This window comes from Streptomyces sp. NPDC002588 (genome assembly GCF_040295925.1).
In the GTDB taxonomy this organism is placed as follows: domain Bacteria; phylum Actinomycetota; class Actinomycetes; order Streptomycetales; family Streptomycetaceae; genus Streptomyces.
Window position 1 is genome coordinate 35,387 of the sequence record NZ_JBEOWF010000014.1, and the last position, 23,458, is coordinate 58,844.

A 23,458-nucleotide genomic window follows, 5' to 3' on the forward strand; every position below is an offset into this window, starting at 1 on the left:
CCCTTACGTACGACCGTACGATGGAGGGGGTCCAGTGCCGTATCTAGGAGGATGACCGTGGCCGAGGAGCTCACCCCGGAAACCCCGGCAGTGTCTGATTCCGCTGCCGACGCAGCGGCCCCGGAGACCCCGGAGGAGGCCGAGGAGCCCATCAAGCAGCGCAAGAACGGCCTGTACCCGGGCGTGTCCGACGAGCTTGCCGAGAACATGAAGTCGGGCTGGGCCGACACCGAACTGCGAGGTCTGGAGCCGATCGCCCAGGCCGCCGAGACCGCCGCCCGGCGCGCCGCGCTCTCGGCGCGGTTCCCGGGCGAGCGCCTGGTGGTCCCCGCGGGCAATCTGAAGACCCGTTCGAACGACACGGACTACCCGTTCCGCGCGTCCGTCGAGTACGCCTACCTCACCGGCAACCAGACGGAGGACGGCGTCCTGGTCCTGGAGCCCCAGGGTGAGGGCCATGTCGCGACGATCTACCTCCTGCCGCGCTCCGACCGTGAGAACGGCGAGTTCTGGCTCTCCGGCCAGGGTGAGCTGTGGGTCGGCCGCCGCCACTCCCTCACGGAGGCGGAGCAGCTGTACGGCATCCCCGCCGCCGACGTCCGCGAGCTGGCCGGCCTGCTGCGCGAGGCCACCGGCCCGGTGCGGGTCGTGCGCGGGTACGACGCCGGGATCGAGGCGGCCCTGACCGACAAGGTCACCGGCGAGCGGGACGAGGAACTGCGCCTCTTCCTCTCCGAGGTGCGGCTGGTCAAGGACGGCTTCGAGATCGGCGAGCTGCAGAAGGCCGTCGACTCCACGGTCCGCGGCTTCGAGGACGTCGTGAAGGTCCTCGACAAGGCCGAGGCCACCTCCGAGCGCTACATCGAGGGAACGTTCTTCCTCCGCGCGCGCGTGGAGGGCAACGACGTCGGCTACGGCACCATCGCCGCGGCCGGTCCGCACGCCTGCACACTGCACTGGGTGCGCAACGACGGGCCGGTCCGCACGGGCGAACTGCTGCTGCTGGACGCCGGCGTCGAGACGCACACGTACTACACGGCGGACGTCACGCGCACGCTGCCGATCGGCGGACGCTTCTCCGACATCCAGAAGAAGATCTACGACGCCGTGTACGACGCCCAGGAGGCCGGGATCGCCGCGGTCGGGCCGGGCGGCAAGTACCGCGACTTCCACGACGCGGCGCAGCGCGTGCTCGCCGAGCGGATCGTCGAGTGGGGGCTGGTCGAGGGGCCGGTGGAGCGGGTGCTGGAACTGGGCCTGCAGCGCCGCTGGACGCTGCACGGCACGGGTCACATGCTCGGCATGGACGTCCACGACTGCGCCGCCGCGCGTGTGGAGTCGTACGTCGACGGGGCGCTGGAGCCCGGCATGGTGCTGACCGTGGAGCCGGGGCTGTACTTCCAGTCCGACGATCTCACCGTGCCGGAGGAGTACCGGGGGATCGGTGTCCGGATCGAGGACGACATCCTGGTGACCGAGGACGGCAACCGGAACCTGTCCGCCGCGCTGCCCCGGCGGTCGGACGAGGTCGAGGCGTGGATGGCTGCGCTGAAGGGCTGAGGTTTTCCGACGGCCGGGCACGAGGGGTGTGCCCGGCCGTTCGCCGTCCGGGTCAGGCGGCCCGTACCAGTGCGCTCACCGGCAGGGAGTCCACGAACAGGGCGCCCGCCAGCAGGCCCGCGCTGCCCCGGGGGCTCCACGCGCGCGCGTGGAGGTCCGCGTCGAACGCGGTCAGGGCCTCGCGGCCGGCGTCCGTGGCCGTGCCGCCCGCCTCCAGGACGCCGCGGGCGCCCGCCTGCACATGGCGCAGTCCCAGCGGGCCCGCGGTGTGCAGGAGTTCGGTGTCCTGGAGGGTGGACATCACGGTCAGCAGGGCGTCGAGCCGCGCCTCGGCCTCGCCCGCGCCGGCCGAGCGGGCCTTGGCCAGGGCGTCCAGGGCCCGCCGTACGTGCGGGAATCCGGCGCGTGCCTCACCCCGGGCGCCCGCGGCGCCGTACTTCGCCGACACCGTCGAACCGCGCGACGGGCGGCGGGGGGCGGCCCGGTCGGGGTGCGCGGCTATCCGTTTGGCGGTCGCGGTGATCCCGGTCCCCCGCGCGCGGGGGTCGAGCGCGGCCGCCGCGACCAGCAGGCCGAGCGTCCACAGGGCACCCCGGTGCCCACCGCCGGCCAGGCCCACCGAATGCTCGGTGCACCGCCCTATCGCGCCCAGCTCCGCGCGGAGCCGGGGCGTGGGCTCGCCGGTGCGGCGGGCGGCCGCGGCCATCGCCGCGAGGCCGGGTGCGAGCGCCTTGGCCGACCAGCGCAGCCCGCAGTGGTCCCTGCGGGTGACGCGGGCGTCCAGGTCACGGGGGTCGGGCAGGCCCGGCTTGGGTGCGAGGGCCAGCTGACCGGTCAGCGCGGCCACGGCGGCCTGCGCGAGCACATCGTCCTCACGGCGTGTCATGGCACCGCCTTACGAGGACGCGGAGGCGGAGGGGGCGTCGCTCGGCGGGGTGCCCGTCGGGGCGTCGCCCGGGGGTGTGCCGCCACCGCCGCTGCCCGCGCCCGTGTTCTCGGCGTCCGGGTCGACGCCGAGGGTGAGAGACCCCTTGTAGCCCTTGGAAGGGTCCTTCTTGTGGACGGCCTTGAGGGTCAGCAGGCCGCTCGAGGCGCCTCCGCCGTCGTACACCATGTCGTTGTCGAGGGTGGTGTAGCTGCCGGAGTGCTTCGAGTACGGCTCGAGGGTGAAGATCTCCTCGGCGATCGTGTCGTCGAAGAAGAGCTGGCCGGTGTAGTTGACCTTGCCGCCCTCGTAGGTGCCGTCCTCCTTCTCGCCGCCGGTGTGCACCTTGACGTGGATGTGGCAGGTGCGCGGGGTGTACCAGCCGGGGAAGATCGTCTCGAACTTGACGACCCCGTTGGCGTTGGCGATCTGGTACCCGCGCAGGTAGGTGTCGTCGTTCGCGGAGTCGCCTTCCTCGCTCTCCGCGGGCGCCGAGCCACCGGGGTTGGCGGTGGTGTAGCCGGAGTAGTAGCCCCAGGCGTCGCAGTGCCAGATCTCGACGGCGGCACCCTTGACCGGGGTGCAGCCGTCGGTGGCGTCGACGACGGTGAGGCGCAGGGTCAGCGGTACGCCGCTCTTGCCCTCGGTGATGTCCTTGCGCACCAAGGCACCGTCGAGGTAGTAGGGCCCTTCCGTGACGCTGCTCATCAGCGTCATGCACTCGCTGCTGGTCGAGGTGGCGTCAGCGCTCGCCGCGGTGTCCGTCTCGGTGTCGGCGAACGCCGACTGGTAGCCCGCGACGGCGAGTCCGCCGGCCGCGACCGTACCGCCCGTCACCACGAGCGCACGGCGCCGGGTGATGCTGGTGTCCTTGTGGTTTCCCGTCATGACCAGGAAGTTAGGAACGCCGGCAATCAGCGGGCTGAAAGAACGCTGAGAGGAACCTGTGAGAACTGAGAAAGCTGAAGTTCCCTGTCGGCCCGGCCGACCTGAGGCGTCGTCATACGGCCATCAGGGGGGCGTCCTTGCGCCACTTCAGGATCTTGTCGAAGCTGACCACCGCGCCGCCGAATCCCGGCTTGTTGCCGATGTGGACGTGGTCGGCGAGTTCCTGGATCAGGAAGAGTCCTCTGCCCTGCTCGGCGTCCTGGCTCGCGCGCAGCGGTGCCGGGGCGGTGCGCTCGCCCGTGAAGCCCGGTCCCGAGTCGGCGACCTCGATGCGGCACTTCTCGCCGTCGAGATAGGCGGTGACCCGGTACGCCTCCGACAAGCCGCCGTGCACGGTGTCCCCGCCGTGCTCGACGGCGTTGGCACAGGCCTCGCTCAGCGCCACCGAGAGGTCGTAACTGATGTCCGGATCGACCCCCGCCGTCTCCATGGTGCCGAGCAGAAGACGGCGGGCGAGCGGAACGCTCGCGGCTTCGCGCCGCAGATGGAGTGACCACCAGATGCTCATGCTCCAGCCTCCTGGCCGCGGCTCGACATACCGATACGTATTGCCGCCCGGACGCGTATGTAAGCGCGAATTCCGCGTGATGCCGCCCATATGGGGGATGCACAGATAGCAGGAATCGGTGTATGTGGGGCACAGGTGGCATCAGTCGCACCAGTCTTCACAGAATGCGATCTTCCGGATCGTAGCGAGCCGTACCGCATCTTGTGGACCTGCCGTATGGCGGCGGTATTCCCAGTGCGATGATGAGCCCGCCATGACTGCCCCCCACGGTGAGCGCTCCGGACGCGATCTACGACTGCTGCGGGCCGCGGTGTTCGCCGCGGTCTGTGTCGTGCTGGCCGCGGCGGGGCACACGATGGCCTCCTGCGCCACCGTTCCGCCGTGGACACTGGCCGCCGGATTCCTCGGGGCCCTCGCGGTCGTCGTGCCGCTCGCCGGACGCGAGCGTTCGCTGCCGGGCATCGCGGCGCTGCTCGCCGTCGGACAGACCGTGCTGCACACGCTGTTCGGGCTCGGACAGCACAGCACCACGACAGCCACCTCGGGGACCGCGTACGACGCCGCGCTCGTGGCACGGGCCGCCCGGCTGGTGTGCGGGGCCACGGCTGCGGCGATCAGCCCCGCCCAGGCTCGGAAGATCCTCGTCGACGCACGGATCTACGACAGCGCGACCGGCACGGACATGAGCGGTATGAGCGGCATGGGCTCCATGCACCACCCCGCTGACGCCCTGTCCGCCACCGGCTCGTCGATGTCCCTCCTGCCGCCCCTCCCCATGCTGCTCGGCCACCTCCTCGCGGCGGTCGCCGCGGGCTGGCTGCTGCGGCGCGGCGACACGGCCCTGCGGCGGCTGCTCCGGCTGTCGGCGCACGGCGTCGCGGAGGGCGCGTCCGTACGGTCCCTGCGCGGGGCACTCGCGCTGGTGCGTGCCCTGCTGGCGGGACTGCCGGCCACGCCGGAAGCGGGCCCGCGCTCCCCGCGCACCGCTCATTCCGCTCCGGCCGAACTCCGGACCACCGCACTCCAGCACACGGTGACCAGACGCGGCCCGCCGGCCGCGCCGGTTCTCGTCCTCGCTGCCTGACGCGACTCGACCAGCACTCCGCACTCCGCGGGAGGAGTGGCCGCCGTCGTGCGGCACGCGCGCGTGGTCACGTTCGTGGCCACGCCCCTCCTCACCGTCGACCTCGCTCAGAGTGGAGTGCTCGCTTCCATGAAGGTTTCCCGTCTCGCCGCCGCCACCGCTGTCGCCGGCCTCGCCGTCCTCGGCCTGTCCTCGCCCGCCCTCGCGCACGTCTCCGTGCAGGCGGAGGGCACGGCCGCCAAGGGCGGTTACGCGGTCGTCGACTTCAAGGTTCCCAACGAGCGCGACGACGCCCGGACCAGCAAGGTCGAGGTGAACTTCCCCACCGACCACCCGCTGGCCTCCGCGATGCCGGAGCCGATCAGCGGCTGGAAGATCCAGGTCACCAAGGCCAAGCTCGACAAGCCCATCGAGGTGCACGGCCAGCAGATCTCCGAGGCCGTCTCCAAGATCACGTGGACCGCCACCGGCAAGGGCATCGAGGTCGGCTTCTTCCAGAAGTTCCCGGTGTCCGTAGGCGCGCTTCCCGAGGACGCCGACGCACTCGTCTTCAAGGCCGTCCAGACGTACTCCGACAAGGAGGTCGTGCGCTGGATCGAGGTGCAGGAGGACGGCGCGGAGGAGCCGGAGAACCCGGCGCCCGTGCTCACCCTGGCCGCCGCCTCCGAGGGCGACCACCACGGCACCTCGACCGCCGAGGAGGTCTCCGACAAGTCCTCCGACGGCGCCGAGGCCACCGCCTCGACGACCGAGGCCTCCGCCGGCTCCTCCGACGGCACCGACACCACCGCCCGTGTCCTCGGCGTGGTCGGCATCGTCGTCGGCGCCGCGGGCGTGGCCTACGGGGTGCTCGCCGGCCGCCGTCGGACCACCTCCGACGCCTGACCCGCACGTCCGTGCCGCGCACCGGGGGCCGTGCACCGGCCTCGTACGGCTCCGCCAGCCCGTACACCTGGTCCGTACACCCCCGGTGCGCGCCGGATTTCACACATCTGGGACATTTTTCTATGCGCAAGAAGACGTACGCCGCGGCCGCGCTGCTCGCCGCCGCCACCCTCACCCTCACCGCGTGCTCCAGCGGGGACGGCGGCACCGACAACTCCGTCGCCGCCGTGGCCGAGGAGGGCGGCAAGCAGCAGGCCGCGACCGTGCTGGACCAGCCCTTCACCAAGCCGGACCTGGTCCTCACCGACACCCAGGGCAAGTCGTACGACCTCCGCAAGGAGACCGCCGGCCACCCCACGCTGATCTACTTCGGCTACACCAACTGCCCCGACGTCTGCCCGCTGACGATGAACAACATCGCCGTCGCCAAGAAGCAGCTGTCCAAGGCGGACCAGGACAAGTTGCGCGTGGTGTTCGTCACCACCGACCCCGACCGGGACACCCCGGCCGCGCTCGGCAAGTGGCTCAAGGGCATCGACCCCCAGGTCGTCGGGCTGTCCGGCAAGTTCGCCACCATCCAGGCCGCCGCGCGCAGTCTCGGCATCTCCGTCGAGGCCCCGCACAAGGACAAGAACGGCAAGATCGTCTCCACCCACGGCACCCAGGTCATCGCCTTCTCCCCCAAGACGGACGGCGGTTACCTGCTGTACGGCGAGGACGCCACGGTCGACGACTACATCAAGGACCTCCCCAAGATCGTCAAGGGGCAGAACCCGTGAGGTGCCTCGCCGGGAGCACCGCCGTACTCTGCGGGGTGCTCCTCCTGACGGGCTGCGGTTCCGGTTCCGACGGCGCGGCCGAACTGTCCGTCGAGTCCGCCTACATACCGCAGCCGGTCTCCGACACCATGGCAGCGGGCTTCCTCACCATCGTCAACAAGGGCGGCGCGAAGGACGAGCTGACGTCCGTCACCAGCGCCGCCGCGGGCAGTGTCACCCTGCACGAGACCGTCGGGTCCGCGATGGAGCAGGTCGCCTCCCTCGATGTCCCCGCACACGGTCAACTCGTGTTCAAGAGCGGCGGTAACCACCTGATGTTCGAGAAGCTGAAGCGCAAGCCGGTGCAGGGCGAGAAGGTCGCCGTCGAACTGCACTTCGCCGAGTCCGGCCCGGTGAAGGTCGAGATCCCGGTGGAGTCGGCCGTGTACACCCCTAAAACCGGCCACTGAGGGAGGGACCACCTTGACGCAGACCATCGCCCCCCGCGTCCGGATGTTCGTGCTGCTGTTCCTGGCGGTCGCCGGCGCGCTCCTGGCCGGCGCCGCACCGGCCTCCGCACACGCCGCGCTGACCGGCAGCGACCCCGCACAGGGGGTGGTGGTCGACAAGGCGCCCACCCAGGTGACGCTGACCTTCTCCGAGACCGTCTCCATGAACGACGACTCGCTGCGCGTCCTCGACCCCAAGGGCGCCCGGGTCGACGACGGCAAACCGTCCAACACCAGCGGTACGTCGTACGCCGTCCCACTGCACTCGGGGCTGCCCGACGGCACCTACACCGTGACCTACCAGGTCGTCTCCGCCGACAGCCACCCCGTCGCCGGCGCCTTCACCTTCTCCATCGGCTCCCCCTCCAAGACCAGCGTCTCGGTGTCCGACCAGACGGCCGGCGGCGGCATCGTCGGCTGGCTCTACGGCTTCGGACGGTACGTGTCGTACGCCGGGTTCATCGTGATGGTGGGCGGCGGCGCCTTCGTCCTGGCCTGCTGGCAGCGCGGCACCGGGGTGCGCGCGCTGCAGCGGCTGGTGGTCTCCGGCTGGCTCGCGATGACCGCGGCCACCCTGTTCCTACTGCTCCTGCGCGGCTCCTACACCCGTTCCGGGAAGGTCGGCGACATCTTCGACCTGGAACTGCTCGGGCAGGTCCTGCAGACCAAGACGGGCGCCGCCCTCGTCTCCCGGCTGCTGCTGCTCGCCGCGGCCGCGCTGTTCATCGCCGTCCTCTTCGGCGCCTACGACAAGCGGGAGGGCGAGGAGAAGCGGGATCTGACCTTCGGGCTGGCGATCGGCGGGACCGTCGTGGCCGCGGGCCTCGCGGCGAGCTGGGCGATGGCCGAGCACGCCTCGACCGGGCTGCAGCCGGGCATCGCGATGCCCGTCGACGTCCTCCATCTGCTGGCGGTCGCCGGCTGGCTGGGCGGGCTCGCCGCACTGCTCGTCGCCCTCTTCCGGGCGCCCGCCGACCGGCCCGTCGAGGCCGGGGCCGTCCATCGCTTCTCCCAGGTCGCCTTCGGCAGCGTCGTCGCCCTGGTCGCGACGGGCGTCTACCAGTCCTGGCGCCAGCTCGGCTCCTGGTCGGCCTTCACCGAGACCCGTTACGGCCGGCTCCTCCTCGTCAAGATCGGACTGGTCGCCCTGCTCGTCGGCATCGCGTGGATCTCCCGCCGGTGGACCTCGCGGCTGGCGGACACGGCGGTGGCCGCCGCGCGTGCCGGGGAGACCGAGGAGACCGAGGAGGACGTACGGGAGGAAGCTCCGGAGAAGGAGCGCGTCACGGCTGCCGCGGGCACCGGCGACGGCGGCGCCAAGGCGGCCTCCGGGGACAGCAAGCGGGCCACCCAGCTCGCCCGGCAGCAGGCCGCCGTCGACGCCACGCGGGAGAAGCGGCTGCGTGACGGTGACCCGGGCCGCTCCGGACTGCGCCGCTCGGTGCTCGCCGAGGCCGTCGTGGCCGTCGTGCTGCTTGCCGTCACGACCGCGCTGACGTCGACCGAACCAGGCCGAACGGAGCTGGAGGCGGCCGCCAAGAAGACCTCGGCCTCCTCCTCCGCGGGGTCCTCCTCGGCCGGCGCCTCGGACGGCACCTCGAGCGCGCTGACCCTCGACATGTCCTTCGACACCGGAGGCACCGACGGCAAGGGCATCGTCAGTGTCGACCTCGACCCCGCGGGCGTCGGCGCCAACGAGATGCATGTCTATGTGACCCGGCCCAACGGACGCGCCTTCGACGTCCCCGAGGTCAAGGTCGCCTTCACCCTCGAGTCCAAGAGCATCGGTCCGCTGCCCGTCAGCCCCGACCACATCGCCACCGGGCACTGGGCGGCGAAGGGCGTGCAGATCCCCATGGCCGGCGAGTGGAAGATCGCCGTGACCGTGCGGACCTCCGACATCGACCAGGTGACCGTCTCCAAGAACGCGCAGATCGGCTGAACCGCACCATGTCCGACCAGACCATTCCCCAGGCCCCCACGCCGGACATCGCGCCGGACGAGCCCTCGGCACGCAAGGGTGTGACGCGGCGCATGCTGCTCGGCACCACCGGTGCCACCGGGCTCGTGCTCGGCGCGGCGGGCGCCACGGCGGGTTACGCGGCGGCACCGGCCGAGGCGACGCCGCTGTCCTCGATCGGAGCCGGGCAGGCGCGGTTTCACGTGAAACATCAGCCCGGCATCACCGAGGGCCTTCAGGCGCGCGGCCATCTCGTCGCCTTCGACCTCGCGGCCGGAGCGGCGCGGAAGGAGGCCGCCGCGCTGCTGCGCCGCTGGTCGGAGACGGCGCGGCGGCTGATGGCGGGCGAGGCGGCCCCGAACGACGACACTGATGTCGCCCGGGACGCCGGTCCGTCCTCGCTGACGATCACCTTCGGCTTCGGGAACAGCTTCTTCGCCCGTACCGGTCTGGAGAAGCAGCGCCCGGTCGCCCTGGACCCGCTGCCGGACTTCTCCTCCGACCATCTCGACAAGGCCCGCAGCAACGGTGATCTGTGGGTGCAGATCGGCGCGAACGACGCCCTGGTGGCCTTCCACGCCCTGCGTGCGATCCAGAAGGACACGGGCAGCGCGGCGAAGGTCCGCTGGCAGATGAACGGCTTCAACCGGACACCGGGCGCGACGGCCCATCCCATGACGGCCCGCAATCTGATGGGTCAGATGGACGGCACCCGTAATCCCAAGCCGAGCGAATCCGACTTCGACGAGCGCATCTTCGTCCCGGCGGGCAGCACGAAGGACCCGGCGTGGATGGCGAACGGCTCCTACGCCGTCGTACGCCGCATCCGCATGCTCCTCGACGACTGGGAGAAGCTGTCGCTCCACGCCCAGGAGCAGGTCATCGGACGCCGGAAGGCCAACGGGGCACCGCTGTCCGGGGGCTCCGAGACGACCGCTATGGACCTGGAGAAGACCGACGCGAAGGGCGATCTGGTCGTCCCGCTCAACGCGCACGCCCGGATCACCCGCCCCGACCAGAACGGCGGCGCGGCCATGCTGCGACGGCCGTTCTCCTTCCACGACGGCATCGACGCTGACGGCACTCCGGACGCGGGCCTGCTGTTCGTCTGCTGGCAGGCGGACCCGCTGCGCGGCTTCGTCACCGTGCAGCGCAAGCTGGACCGCGGCGACGCCCTCTCCCGGTACATCCGCCACGAGTCCAGCGGCCTGTTCGCGGTCCCGGGCGGGGCCGCGGAGGGGGACTACGTGGGGCAGGCGTTGCTGGAAGGGTGAGGCAGTCCCTTTCCAGGGTCCTGAGCTTCCGAGGGCCATTAGGGTGAGGTCATGCCAGCCAGCTATGCGTATCTCGGTCCCGAGGGCACCTTCACGGAGGTCGCGCTGCGTACGCTTCCGGAGACCGCCACCCGGCAGCTGATCCCTTATGTGTCGGTGCAGTCGGCGCTCGACGCGGTCCGCGCCGGCGAGGCCGAGGCGGCGTTCGTTCCGATCGAGAACTCCGTCGAGGGCGGCATCACCACGACCCTCGACGAGCTGGTCGCGGGCGCGCCGCTGATGATCTACCGCGAGGTGCTGCTGTCGATCACCTTCGCGCTGCTGGTGCGCCCCGACACCGAGCTGTCGGACATCAAGACGGTCTCCGCGCATCCGGCCGCCCAGCCGCAGGTGCGCAACTGGCTCAAGGCGAACCTCCCGGACGCCGTCTGGGAGTCGGCCGCCTCGAACGCGGACGCCGCCCGGCTGGTCCAGGAGGGCCGCTACGACGCCGCCTTCGCGGGCGAGTTCGCGGCCGCCCGGTACGGGCTCACGGTCCTGGAGTCGGGTATCCACGACGCCGAGAACGCCCAGACCCGGTTCGTGCTGGTGGGCAGGCCCGCGCGGCCCGCGGCGCCGACCGGCGGGGACAAGACGTCGGTCGTGCTGTGGCAGCGCGACGATCACCCCGGTGGGCTGCGCGACCTGCTCGGCGAGTTCGCCACCCGCGGTATCAACCTCATGCTGCTGCAGTCCCGGCCGACCGGCGCCGGCATCGGCAACTACTGCTTCTGCATCGACGCCGAGGGTCACATCTCCGACCGCCGGGTGGCGGAGGCGTTGATGGGCCTGAAGCGGATCTGCCGCGATGTGCGGTTCCTCGGTTCGTACCCGCGCGCGGACGTGACCGCCGCCGGGGACCTGCCCGCTCCGACGGCCGGGACCTCGGACGGGGAGTTCGCGGCAGCCGCGGACTGGGTGGCGCGCTGCCAGGACGGCCGGTTCTAGACCAGCGAGCGGGCGGGGTCCCGGCCGGGTTCCGGGCAGTCCTACCTGCATATCTTCGTTATCCACAGAAGTTATCCACAGGGAGGCTTCTCGACCTGGGGACAAGTCGACAACGAAGTGCCACTCAGTCGACAAATCGGCCTACGGCCCCTCGGGGCGGCCGTCCACCCGCATGTCACCCTTCGTCCACCCGTTTCCTTCGAACAACCCTTTGGGGCGACCCTTTTCCACCCGAAAGCGGACGCGAGGTGGGTTCGGTCGAGGAATTCGCCTCCCCTCGGACCGGCCTCGAAATGATCGATTCCGATGTCCACAGGTCTTTCGCACACCCTGTGGATAACTCACTCGGGGTGTGGATCCCTGTGGACAACTCGCCCCCCAAGTCCCGCTCTCCACAAGGAAATCGAGTCAACGAGACGCCTGTCACATGCCCCGTCCCAGGGAGTGAGACACCTTTCATTGACACAGGCGGCAATTGCCTCATAACTGAACGTAAGCCATGATTCAGGATGTTCGGCACACGGTTCGGGATAGTGAGTCGTGAGCGGCAACCCGGCACCGGTAGCCTTGACCGTGTGATTGACCTTCGCCTGCTCCGTGAGGACCCCGACCGTGTGCGCGCGTCCCAGCGCGCCCGTGGAGAGGACGTCGCGCTCGTCGACTCCCTCCTCTCCGCCGACGAGCGGCGCAGGTCGTCCGGCGTCCGCTTCGACGAACTGCGCGCCGAGCAGAAGTCGCTCGGCAAGCTGATCCCCAAGGCCTCCGCGGACGAGAAGGCCGAGCTGCTGAAGAAGGCAGGCCAGCTCGCGGCCGACGTCAAGACCGCCGACGCCGAGCGCGACGCGGCCGACACCGAGACCCAGGAACTGCTTCTGCGGCTCGGCAACCTCGTCCACCCCGACGTGCCCGTCGGCGGCGAGGAGGACTTCGTCACGCGGGAGACGCACGGCACGATCCGCGACTTCGGCGCCGAGGGCTTCGAGCCCAGGGACCACCTCGAGCTCGGACAGCTCCTCGGCGCGATCGACGTCGAGCGCGGCGCCAAGGTCTCCGGCTCCCGCTTCTACTTCCTGACCGGCGTCGGCGCCCTGCTGGAGCTGGCCCTGGTCAACGCGGCGATCGCGCAGGCCACGGCGGCCGGTTTCACGCCGATGCTCACCCCGGCCCTGGTCCGCCCGCAGTCGATGGCGGGCACCGGCTTCCTCGGACAGGCGGCCCAGGACGTCTACCACCTCGCCAACGACGACCTCTACCTGGTCGGCACCTCCGAGGTCCCGCTCGCCGCGTACCACATGGACGAGATCATCGACGCTGAGCGGCTTCCGCTGCGCTACGCCGGTTTCTCCCCGTGCTTCCGCCGCGAGGCCGGCTCGCACGGCAAGGACACCAAGGGCATCTTCCGCGTCCACCAGTTCGACAAGGTGGAGATGTTCTCCTACGTCGCGCCCGAGGACTCCCAGGCCGAGCACCAGCGCCTGCTGGAGTGGGAGAAGCAGTGGCTGACCTCGCTGGAGCTGCCGTTCCGCGTGATCGACGTCGCCACCGGTGACCTCGGCGCCTCGGCCGCCCGCAAGTTCGACTGCGAGGCCTGGATCCCGACCCAGGGCAAGTACCGCGAACTGACCTCGACCTCGGACTGCACCGAGTTCCAGTCCCGCCGCCTGTCGATCCGGGTCCGCGAGGGGAAGACCGTACGCCCCCTGGCGACTCTGAACGGCACGCTGTGCGCCGTCCCGCGCACGATCGTGGCGATCCTCGAGAACCATCAGCAGGCCGACGGTTCCGTGCGCGTGCCCGAGGTGCTGCGCCCGTACCTCGGCGGCCGGGAGGTCCTGGAGCCGGCCGCCAAGTGAGCAGCGCGTCCACCACCGGCGGATTCCCGTACCAGCTGATCGCGACCGACCTCGACGGAACGCTCCTGCGCTCCGACGAGTCGGTCTCGCGGCGCACCCGTGACGCCCTCGACGCGGCCACCGCGGCGGGCGCCGCGCACATCGTCGTCACGGGCCGCTCGGCTCCCTGGACCCGGCACATCCTCGACGACCTCGGCTACCGGGGCCTCGCGGTCTGCGGCCAGGGCGCGCAGGTGTACGACTTCGGCGAGCACCGCCTGCTGACGTCGGTGACCCTGGACCGCCGGCTGGCCGGGGTGGCCCTCGCGAAGATCGAGGCGGAGGTCGGCCCGCTGTACCTGGCGGCGAGCCGGGACGGCCTGGACGGCGAGATACTGATCGGCCCCGGGTACGCGGTCACCGGCAAGCTCCCGTCGACACCCTTCACGGACGTGTCCGACCTCTGGGCTGCGCCACTGAACAAGATCTACATACAGCATCCGGCGCTCTCGGACGACGAGCTGGCGGAGGCTGCCCGTCGGGCCGCGGGCGGCTTCGTCACCGTCGCGATGGCCGGCGAGGGCATCGTGGAGCTGCTCCCCCTCGGCCTCACCAAGGCCACGGGTCTCTCCCTGGCGGCCCGTCGGCTGGGCTTCAAGGCCGCCGACACGATCGCCTTCGGTGACATGCCCAACGACATCCCGATGTTCGCCTGGGCATCCCGGAGCGTGGCCATGGCCAACGCCCACGAGGAGCTGAAGGCCGTGGCGGACGAGGTGACGTCGTCCAACGAGGAGGACGGCATCGCGGTGGTGGTGGAACGGCTGCTGGGCTGACGGTCACCGGAGCGGTCCCGGTGACAACGTCTCGCGGAGGATGCACGGATCGAACGTGCGCGGGCTTTCACACCCGACCTTGACTCGCTGTCGATCGAGGACAGCGCAAGCCAGTGCCTTACCGCTCGGCCAATCCTCCGGGTGGGCGGCCCACGCGAGAGCGACATCGCGTGCTCGAAGCGGCCGCCCCGGGCAGCTCTCAGGCGAACAGCCGACTGCCCTGTCGGGAGCCGGACGGACTGCCGTGCATGGACATCGCCCCGCTCCTCTCCCGGTCTGTGCTGTACACGTGGTGTACGGCAACCACTGTGCCCGGGGGACGAGTTGGACGCCACCGAATAAAACGGCCGTAGGGGAGGGATTCCCCGGTGCCTGCTACCGGCGGCGCCACCTGCGGCGGCGGGCCTTGCTGAAGAACCAGCCCGCGGGCGGCTCGTCCGAGCGCCACGGCTGCGGCTCGGGATCCTCCGCCCGCCACCGCGCGGCCAGCATCCGGGCCCGCGCGGACGGTTCGGAGGTCTCGGCGGCCCTCACGAAGTCCTCGTCCAGGACGAGGCCGTCCCAGACCTCGTCCCCGGACCGTCCACGACCGTCGCTCAACGGTATGTCCTCCGCCATCCCGGTCCTCCCAGCCGTATCCGCCTTGCCCAGTGTGCCCGGGGAGGGGTGAAGCCGCCGTCAAGAAGTCACGACGGCCCGCACCCGTCCTTCGTCTACTCCTCGCCCGCGAGCGTCAGCGCCCGCAGCTTCTGCCCGGCGTACCAGGTGGCCAGGACGGTCACCGCGACCAGGAACACCGTGGCCGTCGTCAGTCCGACGTCCGACGTCACCAGGTCACCGCCGGCCACCTTGTGGGCGACGGCCAGCGACCACTGCTGGACGCTGAGGGTGCGGGCCCCCGGCACCAGGGAGCCGAACAGGGCCTCCCAGATCAGGGCGTAGACGAGGCCGAAGACCACCGCGTGCCGCGACACCGTGCCCAGCAGCAGGAAGAGCGCCGCGTAGGCGATGGAGGCGACCAGGGCCGCTACGGTGTAGGCGACGGCGATCTGCTGGCCGTTGTTGTTGAGGATGAACCCGGCGATCAGCGTGGGCAGGGCCGAGAAGACCATGGTGACGGCTATCGCCACGATCAGCTTGGTGAAGATGATCGTGGGCCGCTTCAGCGGCTTGGACAGCAGGTACACCACGGAGCCGTCGTCGATCTCGGGGCCGATCGCGCCGGTGCCCGCGATGACGCCGATGATCGGCACCATGGTGGCGAGCGCGAGCCCGCCCAGCAGGTCGGCGGCCGTCTGGTCGTCGGCGTGCGCGAGACCCCGCACCACGGCGGAGATCGCGATCAGCAGCAGGGGCAGGGCGCCCAGGATGAGGGCCCGACGGCGGCCGAGCAGGGCCCGGTAGGTGAGCCGGGCGACGGTGGGGTCGTACATCTTGGGCCTCCTACGCCGCGACCAGGTACGAGAACACGGACTCGAGGGACTCGTCCGACGGCGAGACCGCCAGCAGCCGGATGCCGTGGTCCCTGGCGACCCTCGGCAGCAGCGTGGTGAAGCGGCCGAAGTCGACGGCCTGGATGCGCAGGGCGCCCTCCGCCAGGTCGACTTCGATGCCGGAGGTCGACGGGTCGGCGATCAGCGCGGCCGCGAGGGTGCGGTCGTCGCTGGAGCGCACCAGGTAGCGGTGCGGACGGTCGGTCATCAGACGGCGGATCTTGCGGAAGTCGCCGCTGGCCGCGTGCCGTCCGGCGACGACGACCTCGATGTGCCAGGCGAGCTGTTCGACCTCTTCGAGGATGTGCGAGGAGAACAGCACGGTGCGGCCCTCGTCGCCCATGCGCCGCAGCAGGTCCATCAGCTGCATGCGCTGCCGCGGGTCCATGCCGTTGAAGGGTTCGTCCAGCAGGAGCAGCGACGGCTCGTGGACGAGGGCGCTCGCCATCTTCACGCGCTGCCGCATGCCCTTGGAGTACGTGGAGATCTTCCGGTCCTGCGCGTACTCCATCTCGACCGTGGCCAGGGCGCGCTGGGCGGCCTTGTCCCCGAGTCCGTGCAACTCGGCGTTGGCGACGACGAATTCACGGCCGGTGAGGAAGTCGTACATCGCCTCGCGCTCGGGGACGATGCCGATGTGCTTGTAGATCGACTCGTTGCGCCAGACCTGCTGTCCGTCGAGGGTGACCGTGCCGGTGGAAGGGGCCAGGAAGCCGCCCATCATGTTGATGAGGGTGGACTTTCCGGCGCCGTTGGGGCCGAGCAGGCCGGTGACTCCGGGGCCGATGGTCATGGTGATGTCGTTGACGGCGACCACGTTGCCGAACCAGCGGGAGACGTGGTCGATGCTGAGTGTGGTCACAGACCCACCTTCCGGTAGCGGCGCATCAGGAGGCCGTAGCTGGCGGCTGTCAGTCCGAGGACGACCAGGAGGAACACCGCTCCTTCGCCCTTGGAGGGCCCTATGCCGCCCGGGAAGGCCGAGTTGGCGCCCAGGAACGCGGACTGCACTCCGTCGATGAGTGTGACCGGCGAGAACAGGCCGATCCAGGCGATCGCGCCGCCGCTGTCCTGGGCGTCGGCGATGCCCTGGAGGGTGGAGACCGCGCCGTAGGAGATGGTCAGGACGGCGATGACGGCCGCGATACCGAAGCCGCGGCGCGGGGTGATCGAGGCGATGACCAGGCCGAGGCCGGCGAAGAACAGCGAGAGAAGTGCCACGGAGAGGAGTCCCTGACCGAATCCCTCGGTCTGGTCGGCGAAGTCGAGCTTGGCCAGCAACGCGCCGACGTAGAGCACGAGCAGAGGGGCGGCGGTGAGGATGAACAGCGCCGAGGCCAGCGCCGCGAACTTGGCGCGCACGTAGTCCGCGGTCTCGATGGGCCGCGAGAAGTACAGCGGGACGGTCTTGAAGCGCAGATCGCGGGAGACGGACTGGGGAGCCTGCGAGGCGACGTACAGGCTGATGACGGCCTGCATGACGATCGCGTAGCGCGTGTAGTCCAGGGGGAGTTCCTTGGCCTTCGTGGCGACCGCGACGGCGACCATGATGGCCGCGGGCACGCACATCACCACGAACAGCAGCATGGGCAGCACCTTGGACTTCACCGAGCGGCCGAGGCCGTAGGCGCCGCGCAGCGACTGCGAGTACAGGGAGCGGCGGGCGTAGGCGCGGCCGAGGCGGGGGCCGTCGTAGCTGCGGTAGCCGATGTTGTGGATGCGGGTCTGGTCGCCCGAGGGGGCGGTGACCGGGTGCTCAACTGCCATGGCCGACGGCCTCCTTCCGCTGCTCGTCACGGTCGTTGTCGTCGCTGTCCTTGAAGACCTCGGAGATGTGGTGCCTGCGCTGTTCCATACGGACCAGGCCGAGGCCGAGGTCGGCGACCACGTCCCGGACGACGTCGTAGGTGTCGTCGCCCTGTGCGGTGAGCAGCAGGATGTGGCCCGCGCCCGGCAGACCGCCGCCGGAGTCCACCACGTCGACACCGCGCGCCTGGAGGGCCTCGCGGACGGCGCGGGTGCCGTCCGGGTGGGTGTCGGTGTCGGTGACCTCGATCGCGAGGGTGGTGGTGGTCTGGGTGAAGTCGGTGGTGGAGCTGGAACGCAGAAGCTTGCCGCCGTCGATGACGACGACGTGGTCGCAGGTGCGCTCGAGCTCGCCGAGGAGATGGGAGGTGACCAGGACCGAGATGCCGAAGTCGGTGTGGATGCGGCGGATCAGGCCGAGCATCTCGTCGCGGCCGACCGGGTCGAGGCCGTTGGTCGGCTCGTCCAGGAAGACCAGCTGCGGGTCGTGCACCAGCGCCTGGGCGAGTTTCACGCGCTGCTTCATGCCGGTGGAGTAGCCGCCTATGGGGCGGTAGCGCTCCTCGTACAGCCCGACATGGCGCAGGGTGTCCGCGGTGCGCTCGCGGGCGGCGGTGGGCGGCAGGCCGGACATACGGGCCATGTGCACGACGAACTCGGTGGCCGAGACGTCGGGCGGCAGGCAGTCGTGTTCCGGCATGTAGCCGACCCGCTCGCGGATGGTGGCGCCCTTGGTGGCCACGTCGAGGCCGAGCACCTCGGCGCTGCCCTCGGTGGCGGGCGAGAGACCCAGCAGGATCTTGATGAGCGTGGACTTGCCGGCGCCGTTGGCACCGACAAGTCCGGTCACACCGGGTCCGATGTCCATGGACAGCCGGTCGAGCGCGGTCACCCGGGGGAACCGCTTGCTCAGGCTTTCGGTCGCGATCACAGTCACGGCTATGAATTTAGTGACGCACGCCACGAAGTTCGTCAGACCTGAGAGCCGTCTTTGCATCACACCTCAGATGTACGGGTCCGTAGGGGACACCCTGCCTGAGAGTTACGGGATCTGGCTCCCAGGGGCTTGAGGCCCGCCCTGTTGACGCTTTCTCTAACAAGTGCCAGATTCGGCGTGGTTCGGTGTCGCTGGGCGGACATGGGGGCGGAGGGGCAGTGAGCATGCTGGAGGGAGCGCGCGAGCGCCGGGTGCGGACCGGCGGGATCGAGCTGTGCGTGGCCGAGCTGGGGGATCCCGGGCGGCCCACGGTCGTGCTGGTGCACGGCTATCCGGACAGCAAGGAGGTGTGGTCCGAGGTCGCGGTCCGGCTGGCCGACCGCTTCCACGTGGTCCTCTACGACGTCCGGGGCCACGGCCGGTCCACCGCGCCGAAGCCGCTGCGGGGCGGGTTCACCCTGGAGAAGCTGACGGACGACTTCCTTGCCGTCGCGGACGCGGTCAGCCCTGGCCGGCCGGTGCACCTCGTGGGACACGACTGGGGTTCGGTGCAGTCCTGGGAGTTCGTGACGGTAGAGCGCACCAGGGGCCGCGTCGCGTCCTTCACCTCGATGTCCGGGCCGTCCCTCGACCACTTCGGCCACTGGATCGACAAGCGGCTCACCAGGCCCACTCCGCGCCGGGTCGGCCAACTCCTCGGCCAGGGCGCCAGGTCCTGGTACGTGTATCTGCTGCACACGCCCGCGGTGCCCGAACTCGCCTGGCGCGGACCGCTCGGCAAGCGCTGGCCGGACATCCTGCGAAGGATCGAGAAGGTGCCGGTGGACGACTACCCGACGTCGTCGCTGCCGTCGGACGCGGCCAACGGCGCCTGGCTGTACCGGGACAACGTACGAACCCGGCTGCGCCGACCGCGTGCCGACGCGCACGCGCACGTGCCGGTGCAGCTCGTCACGCCCTTGGGGGACATGTTCCTGTCGGAGCGGCTCTACGACGAACTGGAGCGGTGGGTACCGGCGTTGACCCGGCGCACGCTTCCCGCGAAGCACTGGATTCCGCGTACGCGTCCGGACCTGCTCAGCACCTGGATCACGGAGTTCATCATGTCCGTGGAGGCGGGCGGTGAGCCGCGACCCCGGCCCACGGGACGGTATTCCGACCGATTCGGCGGGCAGTTGGTGCTGGTCACGGGTGCGGGGAGCGGGATCGGGCGGGCGACCGCGGTCGCCTTCGCCGAGGCCGGGGCACGCGTGATCGCCGTCGACCGGGACGCGGAGAGCGCGGCCCGCACCGCGGAGCTGGCCGGTCTGACCGGCGCGCCCGAGGCCTGGGCGGAGACCGTGGACGTCTCCGCCGAACAGGAGATGGAGAAGCTCGCCGCCAAGGTGCACTCCGAGTACGGGGTGTTGGACGTGCTGGTGAACAACGCCGGTACAGGGCTGTCCGGTTCGTTCTTCGACACGACGCCCGACGACTGGCGCCGGGTCCTGGACGTCAACCTGTGGGGGGTGATCCACGGATGCCGCCTCTTCGGGCGGCGCATGGCCGAGCGCGGCCAGGGCGGCCACATCGTCAACACCGCGTCGGCGGCGGCCTTTCAGCCGTCCAGGGCGCTGCCCGCCTACAGCACCTCCAAGGCGGCCGTCCTGATGCTGAGCGAGTGCCTGCGTGCCGAACTGGCCGGGCGGGGCATCGGGGTTACGGCGGTCTGCCCTGGGCTCGTGAACACCGGCATCACCTCGACGGCGACCTTCGTGGGCGTCGATACGGCGGAGGAGAAGCGACGCCGGGAGCGCGCGGCTCGCGTGTACCGGCTGCGCAACTATCCGCCGGAGAAGGTCGCGGACGCGATCCTGCGCGCCGTGGCCCGTAACGAGGCGGTCGTCCCGGTGACGCCGGAGGCGCGGGGAGCGTACGCCCTGTCGCGTTTCGCACCAAAGGTGTTGAGGGCGGTAGCCAGGCTGCAACCGCCGGTGTGAGGGGACTTGGAGCGGCTCTCCCCAAATCCCGCCCGATCAGTCGATCTTGACGAAAGGGCACGTAACGACGGCCAGTTGTCCACAGAAGCGCCAACTGGCCTGTGGATAACTGCTGTTGGTTGTGGATCAAACATCGAGCGCAAAAGAAAATGCGTGACCCGTGTCTCTCCCGCCATGCTGAGAGGGTGAAGGAGAGACACAGAGACGAGAGAAACATGGACGAGAGACGCGCCGTGAAGGTGTCCAAGTACCTCTCGAAACACCTGCGCCATCAGCCCGAGCGCATCGGCCTCACCCTCGACGAGGCCGGCTGGGTCGAGATCGACGAACTCATCGCGGCGTGCGCCGCACAAGGGTTCCGCTTCGCCCGGGCGGAGCTGGACCATGTCGTCGCCGCCAACGACAAGAAGCGCTTCGCCATCGAGGGCACCCGGATCCGCGCCAGCCAGGGCCACAGCATCGAGGTCGACCTCGGACTGCCCCCGGCGACCCCGCCGCCGTACCTCTACCACGGGACCGTGGCCCGCTCCCTGGACGCGATCCGCGCCGAGGGGCTGCGGCCCATGAACCGGCACGACGTGCACCTCTCGGCGGACCGGGAGACCGCGACCCGGGTGGGGGGCCGCCGGGGCCGCCCCGTCGTGCTCTCCGTGGACGCCGGAGCCATGCACCGCGACGGCCACGTCTTCCACCTCAGCGCGAACGGCGTGTGGCTGACCAAGGCGGTACCACCGCGGTATCTGCGGCTTCCGGAACGCCACTGACCCTTCATGATGAACGGTATGGACCATCTCCCGACCACCGAGGCCGCCGTCACCGCGCTCCGGGCGATCGCCGACGCGTACGGTCTCGAATGCTCCGTCACCCATGACATCGGCGCCGACCAGACCTCCCGCCGCACCACCGCGGGCATCGGCGTCACGACCGACCCGGATGGTTCGCTGCCCCACGAGGCCTACGTCGAGCTGGGCGGCCGGCCCAGCGTGAGCGTGCGGCTCTACGCGGACGACGACGCCCTGATCACCGTCGACGGCCTGGCGTGTCCCGACGTGGACCGCGACGACGTGCCCGCCTTCCTGCGCGCTCTCTACGAGGGCCATGCATGGGTGAAGACCCGCCGTTTCCCGCCGAGCGCCCACCTGGTGGTTCCGCTGCCCGGCGACCGGGTGCACAAGGAGTTCATCTCCTTCGCCCTCAGTCCGTGGCTGGCCGGCCGCGTACGGTGACTGTTTCACGTGAAACGCGTTCGGCCGCATACGCTCGATGACATGAGTCTGCGTCTGAGCACTGTGATCCTCCCGTACCTCCGCTGGAACGAAGGGGGTCGCTCGGTCTGGACGCGCGCCGAGCAGCTCGGCTTCCACACCGCGTACACCTACGACCATCTGTCCTGGCGCAGCTTCCGTGACGGCCCCTGGTTCGGCGCGATCCCCACGCTCACCGCCGCAGCGGGTGTCACCGAGCGCCTGCGTCTGGGCACCCTGGTGACCTCGCCGAACTTCCGGCACCCGGTGCCCCTCGCCAAGGAACTGATCTCCCTGGACGACATCTCCGGCGGCCGGGTGACCCTCGGCATCGGCGCGGGCGGCACCGGCTTCGACGCCACCGCCCTCGGTCAGGAGCCGTGGACCCCGCGCGAGCGGGCCGACCGGTTCGCCGAGTTCGTGCCGCTGCTCGACCGGCTGCTCACCGAGGACTCCGTGTCCTACGAGGGCGACCACTACTCGGCGCACGAGGCACGCAACATTCCCGGCTGTGTCCAGCGTCCCCGGCTGCCCTTCGCCGTCGCGGCCACCGGACCGCGCGGACTACGGCTCGCGGCACGGCATGGACAGGCCTGGGTGACCACGGGCGATCCCAAGCTGTACGAGCGGGGCACTCCTGAGCAGTCGGTTCAGGCCATTCGCGGTCAGGTCGAGAAGCTCGCCGACGCCTGTGCCGCCCAGGGACGGAACGTGACCGGGCTGGACAAGATCCTGCTCACCGGGTTCACCCCGGACCGCGGCCGCCCGCTCGCGTCCCTGGACGCCTTCGTGGACTTCGCCGGCCGTTATCAGGAGCTCGGCTTCACCGACCTGGTGGTCCACTGGCCGATCCCGGAGTCCGATTTCGCCGCGGACGAGAAGGTCTTCGAGCAGATCGCCATGGAGGCTCCGGCCCAACTCGGCTGACGATGAGGGCCAGGACGGATGGACACGAGCGGTGAACCTGAGGGACGTGAGGGGCGTCTCAGTGCCTCGCAGGTGCGGCCTCCCCCACGGCCTTGCGGGCATATGCGCGAGAATGGCCCGGTGACCTCAGCAACTCGACAACCCGAGACCCCGGCCGCCCCCCTCCCGCCGCGGCTGATCGCCACCGATCTGGACGGCACTCTGCTGCGCGACGACCAGTCGGTGTCCCCCCGCACGGTCGCCGCCCTCGCCGCCGCCGAGGAGGCGGGCATCGAGGTCTTCTTCGTCACCGGCCGCCCGGCCCGCTGGATGGACGTCGTCAGCGAACACGTCCACGGACACGGCCTGGCGATCTGCGGCAACGGCGCCGCCGTGGTCGACCTGCACGGCGGCCCCGGCGCCCACCGGTTCGTGAAGGTGCGCGCGCTGGAACGGGAGAACGCGCTGGACGCCGTACGGCTGCTCCGCGAGGCGGCGCCCGGCACGATGTACGCGGTGGAGCAGACATACGGCTTCCACCAGGAGCCGGGCTACCCCAAGATGCACCTGGAGGTCCCCGACTCCCTGTCACCGGCCGAGCACCTGCTCGCGCCCGACGGGCCCGGAGTCGACGAGCCGGTGCTGAAGATCCTCGCCTTCCACCCCACGATGGACCCCGACGCCTTCCTCACCCTGGCGCGGCTGGCCGTGGGCGACCGTGCCAATGTCACCCGCTCCAGCCCCAGCGCCCTGCTGGAGCTCAGCGGCCCGAACGTCTCCAAGGCCAGCACGCTCGCCCTGTGCTGCGCCGAGCGCGGTATCTCGCACGAGGAGGTCGTCGCCTTCGGCGACATGCCCAACGACGTGGAGATGCTGACCTGGGCGGGACGGTCGTACGCGATGGGCAACGCGCACCCGGACGTGATCGCCGCGGCCTCGGGACAGACGGTCGCCAACAACGAGGACGGGGTCGCCGTCGTCATCGAACAGCTGATCGCCGAGCGGGTGTAGTTCCCCGCACGTTCCA

At 70.4% G+C, this 23,458-nt stretch carries 23 protein-coding genes and 1 tRNA gene; 15 read left to right on the forward strand and 9 right to left on the reverse strand.

From position 1 onward, the window contains the following. Positions 1-57: 57 nt before the first annotated feature. The gene (locus tag ABT057_RS17760) at positions 58-1,560 is read left to right on the forward strand and encodes an aminopeptidase P family protein (protein ID WP_352343985.1); all 1,503 of its coding nucleotides are present in this window, start codon (positions 58-60) and stop codon (positions 1,558-1,560) included. Positions 1,561-1,612: 52 nt separating this feature from the next. On the opposite strand, the gene ABT057_RS17765 is transcribed toward ABT057_RS17760, so the two are convergent. The 3 genes from ABT057_RS17765 to ABT057_RS17775 all read right to left on the reverse strand — a co-directional run bounded on the left by ABT057_RS17765 (position 1,613) and on the right by ABT057_RS17775 (position 3,941). Further along, on the reverse strand, positions 1,613-2,446 hold the full coding sequence (locus ABT057_RS17765) for a triphosphoribosyl-dephospho-CoA synthase (RefSeq protein ID WP_352343986.1): 834 nt from the start codon (positions 2,444-2,446) through the stop codon (positions 1,613-1,615). A 9-nt stretch (positions 2,447-2,455) separates the two neighbouring features. Then, positions 2,456-3,373 (reverse strand): intradiol ring-cleavage dioxygenase, encoded by a 918-nt coding sequence (locus ABT057_RS17770; protein WP_352343987.1) that lies wholly within the window; start codon positions 3,371-3,373, stop codon positions 2,456-2,458. 112 nt (positions 3,374-3,485) lie between these two features. Further along, positions 3,486-3,941 (reverse strand): ATP-binding protein, encoded by a 456-nt coding sequence (locus tag ABT057_RS17775; RefSeq protein ID WP_352343988.1) that lies wholly within the window; start codon positions 3,939-3,941, stop codon positions 3,486-3,488. A 253-nt stretch (positions 3,942-4,194) separates the two neighbouring features. On the opposite strand from ABT057_RS17775, the gene ABT057_RS17780 reads away from it, so the two are divergent. From ABT057_RS17780 to ABT057_RS17820, 9 genes are all read left to right on the forward strand, one after another. Then, complete coding sequence (locus tag ABT057_RS17780) at positions 4,195-5,025, forward strand: hypothetical protein (protein ID WP_352343989.1); 831 nt, start codon at positions 4,195-4,197, stop codon at positions 5,023-5,025. A gap of 129 nt (positions 5,026-5,154) precedes the next feature. Then, the gene (locus ABT057_RS17785) at positions 5,155-5,910 is read left to right on the forward strand and encodes a YcnI family copper-binding membrane protein (RefSeq protein ID WP_352344140.1); all 756 of its coding nucleotides are present in this window, start codon (positions 5,155-5,157) and stop codon (positions 5,908-5,910) included. 122 nt (positions 5,911-6,032) lie between these two features. Further along, on the forward strand, positions 6,033-6,689 hold the full coding sequence (locus tag ABT057_RS17790) for an SCO family protein (protein WP_352343990.1): 657 nt from the start codon (positions 6,033-6,035) through the stop codon (positions 6,687-6,689). Beyond that, a complete protein-coding gene (locus tag ABT057_RS17795; protein WP_352343991.1) occupies positions 6,686-7,138 on the forward strand; it encodes a copper chaperone PCu(A)C in 453 nt (150 codons plus the stop codon). Before ABT057_RS17790 ends, ABT057_RS17795 begins: the two co-directional genes overlap by 4 nt. 13 nt (positions 7,139-7,151) lie before the next feature. Then, positions 7,152-9,119: a copper resistance CopC/CopD family protein gene (locus ABT057_RS17800; protein ID WP_352343992.1), complete on the forward strand. Its 1,968-nt coding sequence runs from the start codon at positions 7,152-7,154 to the stop codon at positions 9,117-9,119. Between the two features lie 8 nt (positions 9,120-9,127). After that, positions 9,128-10,411 carry an iron uptake transporter deferrochelatase/peroxidase subunit gene (gene efeB, locus ABT057_RS17805; RefSeq protein WP_352343993.1) on the forward strand — a complete coding sequence of 428 codons (1,284 nt, stop codon included), beginning with the start codon at positions 9,128-9,130 and terminating at the stop codon, positions 10,409-10,411. 51 nt (positions 10,412-10,462) lie between these two features. After that, on the forward strand, positions 10,463-11,398 hold the full coding sequence (gene pheA / locus ABT057_RS17810; protein WP_352343994.1) for a prephenate dehydratase: 936 nt from the start codon (positions 10,463-10,465) through the stop codon (positions 11,396-11,398). Positions 11,399-11,973: 575 nt separating this feature from the next. Then, on the forward strand, positions 11,974-13,251 hold the full coding sequence (gene serS / locus ABT057_RS17815) for a serine--tRNA ligase (protein WP_352343995.1): 1,278 nt from the start codon (positions 11,974-11,976) through the stop codon (positions 13,249-13,251). Beyond that, positions 13,248-14,066, forward strand: a complete 819-nt coding sequence (locus ABT057_RS17820) for an HAD family hydrolase (RefSeq protein ID WP_352343996.1) — start codon at positions 13,248-13,250, stop codon at positions 14,064-14,066. Before serS ends, ABT057_RS17820 begins: the two co-directional genes overlap by 4 nt. A gap of 34 nt (positions 14,067-14,100) precedes the next feature. On the opposite strand, the gene ABT057_RS17825 is transcribed toward ABT057_RS17820, so the two are convergent. The 6 genes from ABT057_RS17825 to ABT057_RS17850 form a co-directional block, all read right to left on the reverse strand. Further along, a tRNA-OTHER gene (locus ABT057_RS17825) sits at positions 14,101-14,205 on the reverse strand. A gap of 236 nt (positions 14,206-14,441) precedes the next feature. Further along, positions 14,442-14,684, reverse strand: coding sequence for an SGM_3592 family protein (locus ABT057_RS17830; RefSeq protein WP_352343997.1), 243 nt, complete (start codon positions 14,682-14,684; stop codon positions 14,442-14,444). A gap of 95 nt (positions 14,685-14,779) precedes the next feature. Continuing rightward, a complete protein-coding gene (locus tag ABT057_RS17835; protein ID WP_352343998.1) occupies positions 14,780-15,499 on the reverse strand; it encodes an ABC transporter permease subunit in 720 nt (239 codons plus the stop codon). Between the two features lie 10 nt (positions 15,500-15,509). Continuing rightward, the gene (locus ABT057_RS17840) at positions 15,510-16,421 is read right to left on the reverse strand and encodes an ABC transporter ATP-binding protein (RefSeq protein ID WP_352343999.1); all 912 of its coding nucleotides are present in this window, start codon (positions 16,419-16,421) and stop codon (positions 15,510-15,512) included. Beyond that, on the reverse strand, positions 16,418-17,326 hold the full coding sequence (locus ABT057_RS17845; protein WP_352344000.1) for an ABC transporter permease: 909 nt from the start codon (positions 17,324-17,326) through the stop codon (positions 16,418-16,420). The genes ABT057_RS17840 and ABT057_RS17845 overlap by 4 nt, the downstream gene beginning before the upstream one ends. Beyond that, on the reverse strand, positions 17,316-18,296 hold the full coding sequence (locus ABT057_RS17850; protein ID WP_352344141.1) for an ABC transporter ATP-binding protein: 981 nt from the start codon (positions 18,294-18,296) through the stop codon (positions 17,316-17,318). The genes ABT057_RS17845 and ABT057_RS17850 overlap by 11 nt, the downstream gene beginning before the upstream one ends. Before the next feature lie 230 nt (positions 18,297-18,526). On the opposite strand from ABT057_RS17850, the gene ABT057_RS17855 reads away from it, so the two are divergent. From ABT057_RS17855 to ABT057_RS17875, 5 genes are all read left to right on the forward strand, one after another. Further along, entirely contained in the window at positions 18,527-20,281 is a 1,755-nt protein-coding gene (locus ABT057_RS17855; protein ID WP_352344142.1) for an SDR family oxidoreductase, read from the forward strand. A gap of 215 nt (positions 20,282-20,496) precedes the next feature. Beyond that, positions 20,497-21,045: an RNA 2'-phosphotransferase gene (locus ABT057_RS17860; protein ID WP_352344001.1), complete on the forward strand. Its 549-nt coding sequence runs from the start codon at positions 20,497-20,499 to the stop codon at positions 21,043-21,045. A gap of 18 nt (positions 21,046-21,063) precedes the next feature. Further along, positions 21,064-21,507, forward strand: coding sequence for a hypothetical protein (locus tag ABT057_RS17865; RefSeq protein ID WP_352344002.1), 444 nt, complete (start codon positions 21,064-21,066; stop codon positions 21,505-21,507). Between the two features lie 42 nt (positions 21,508-21,549). After that, on the forward strand, positions 21,550-22,452 hold the full coding sequence (locus ABT057_RS17870) for an LLM class flavin-dependent oxidoreductase (protein ID WP_352344003.1): 903 nt from the start codon (positions 21,550-21,552) through the stop codon (positions 22,450-22,452). Positions 22,453-22,554: 102 nt separating this feature from the next. Beyond that, entirely contained in the window at positions 22,555-23,442 is an 888-nt protein-coding gene (locus ABT057_RS17875; RefSeq protein ID WP_352344004.1) for an HAD-IIB family hydrolase, read from the forward strand. Positions 23,443-23,458: the final 16 nt, after the last annotated feature.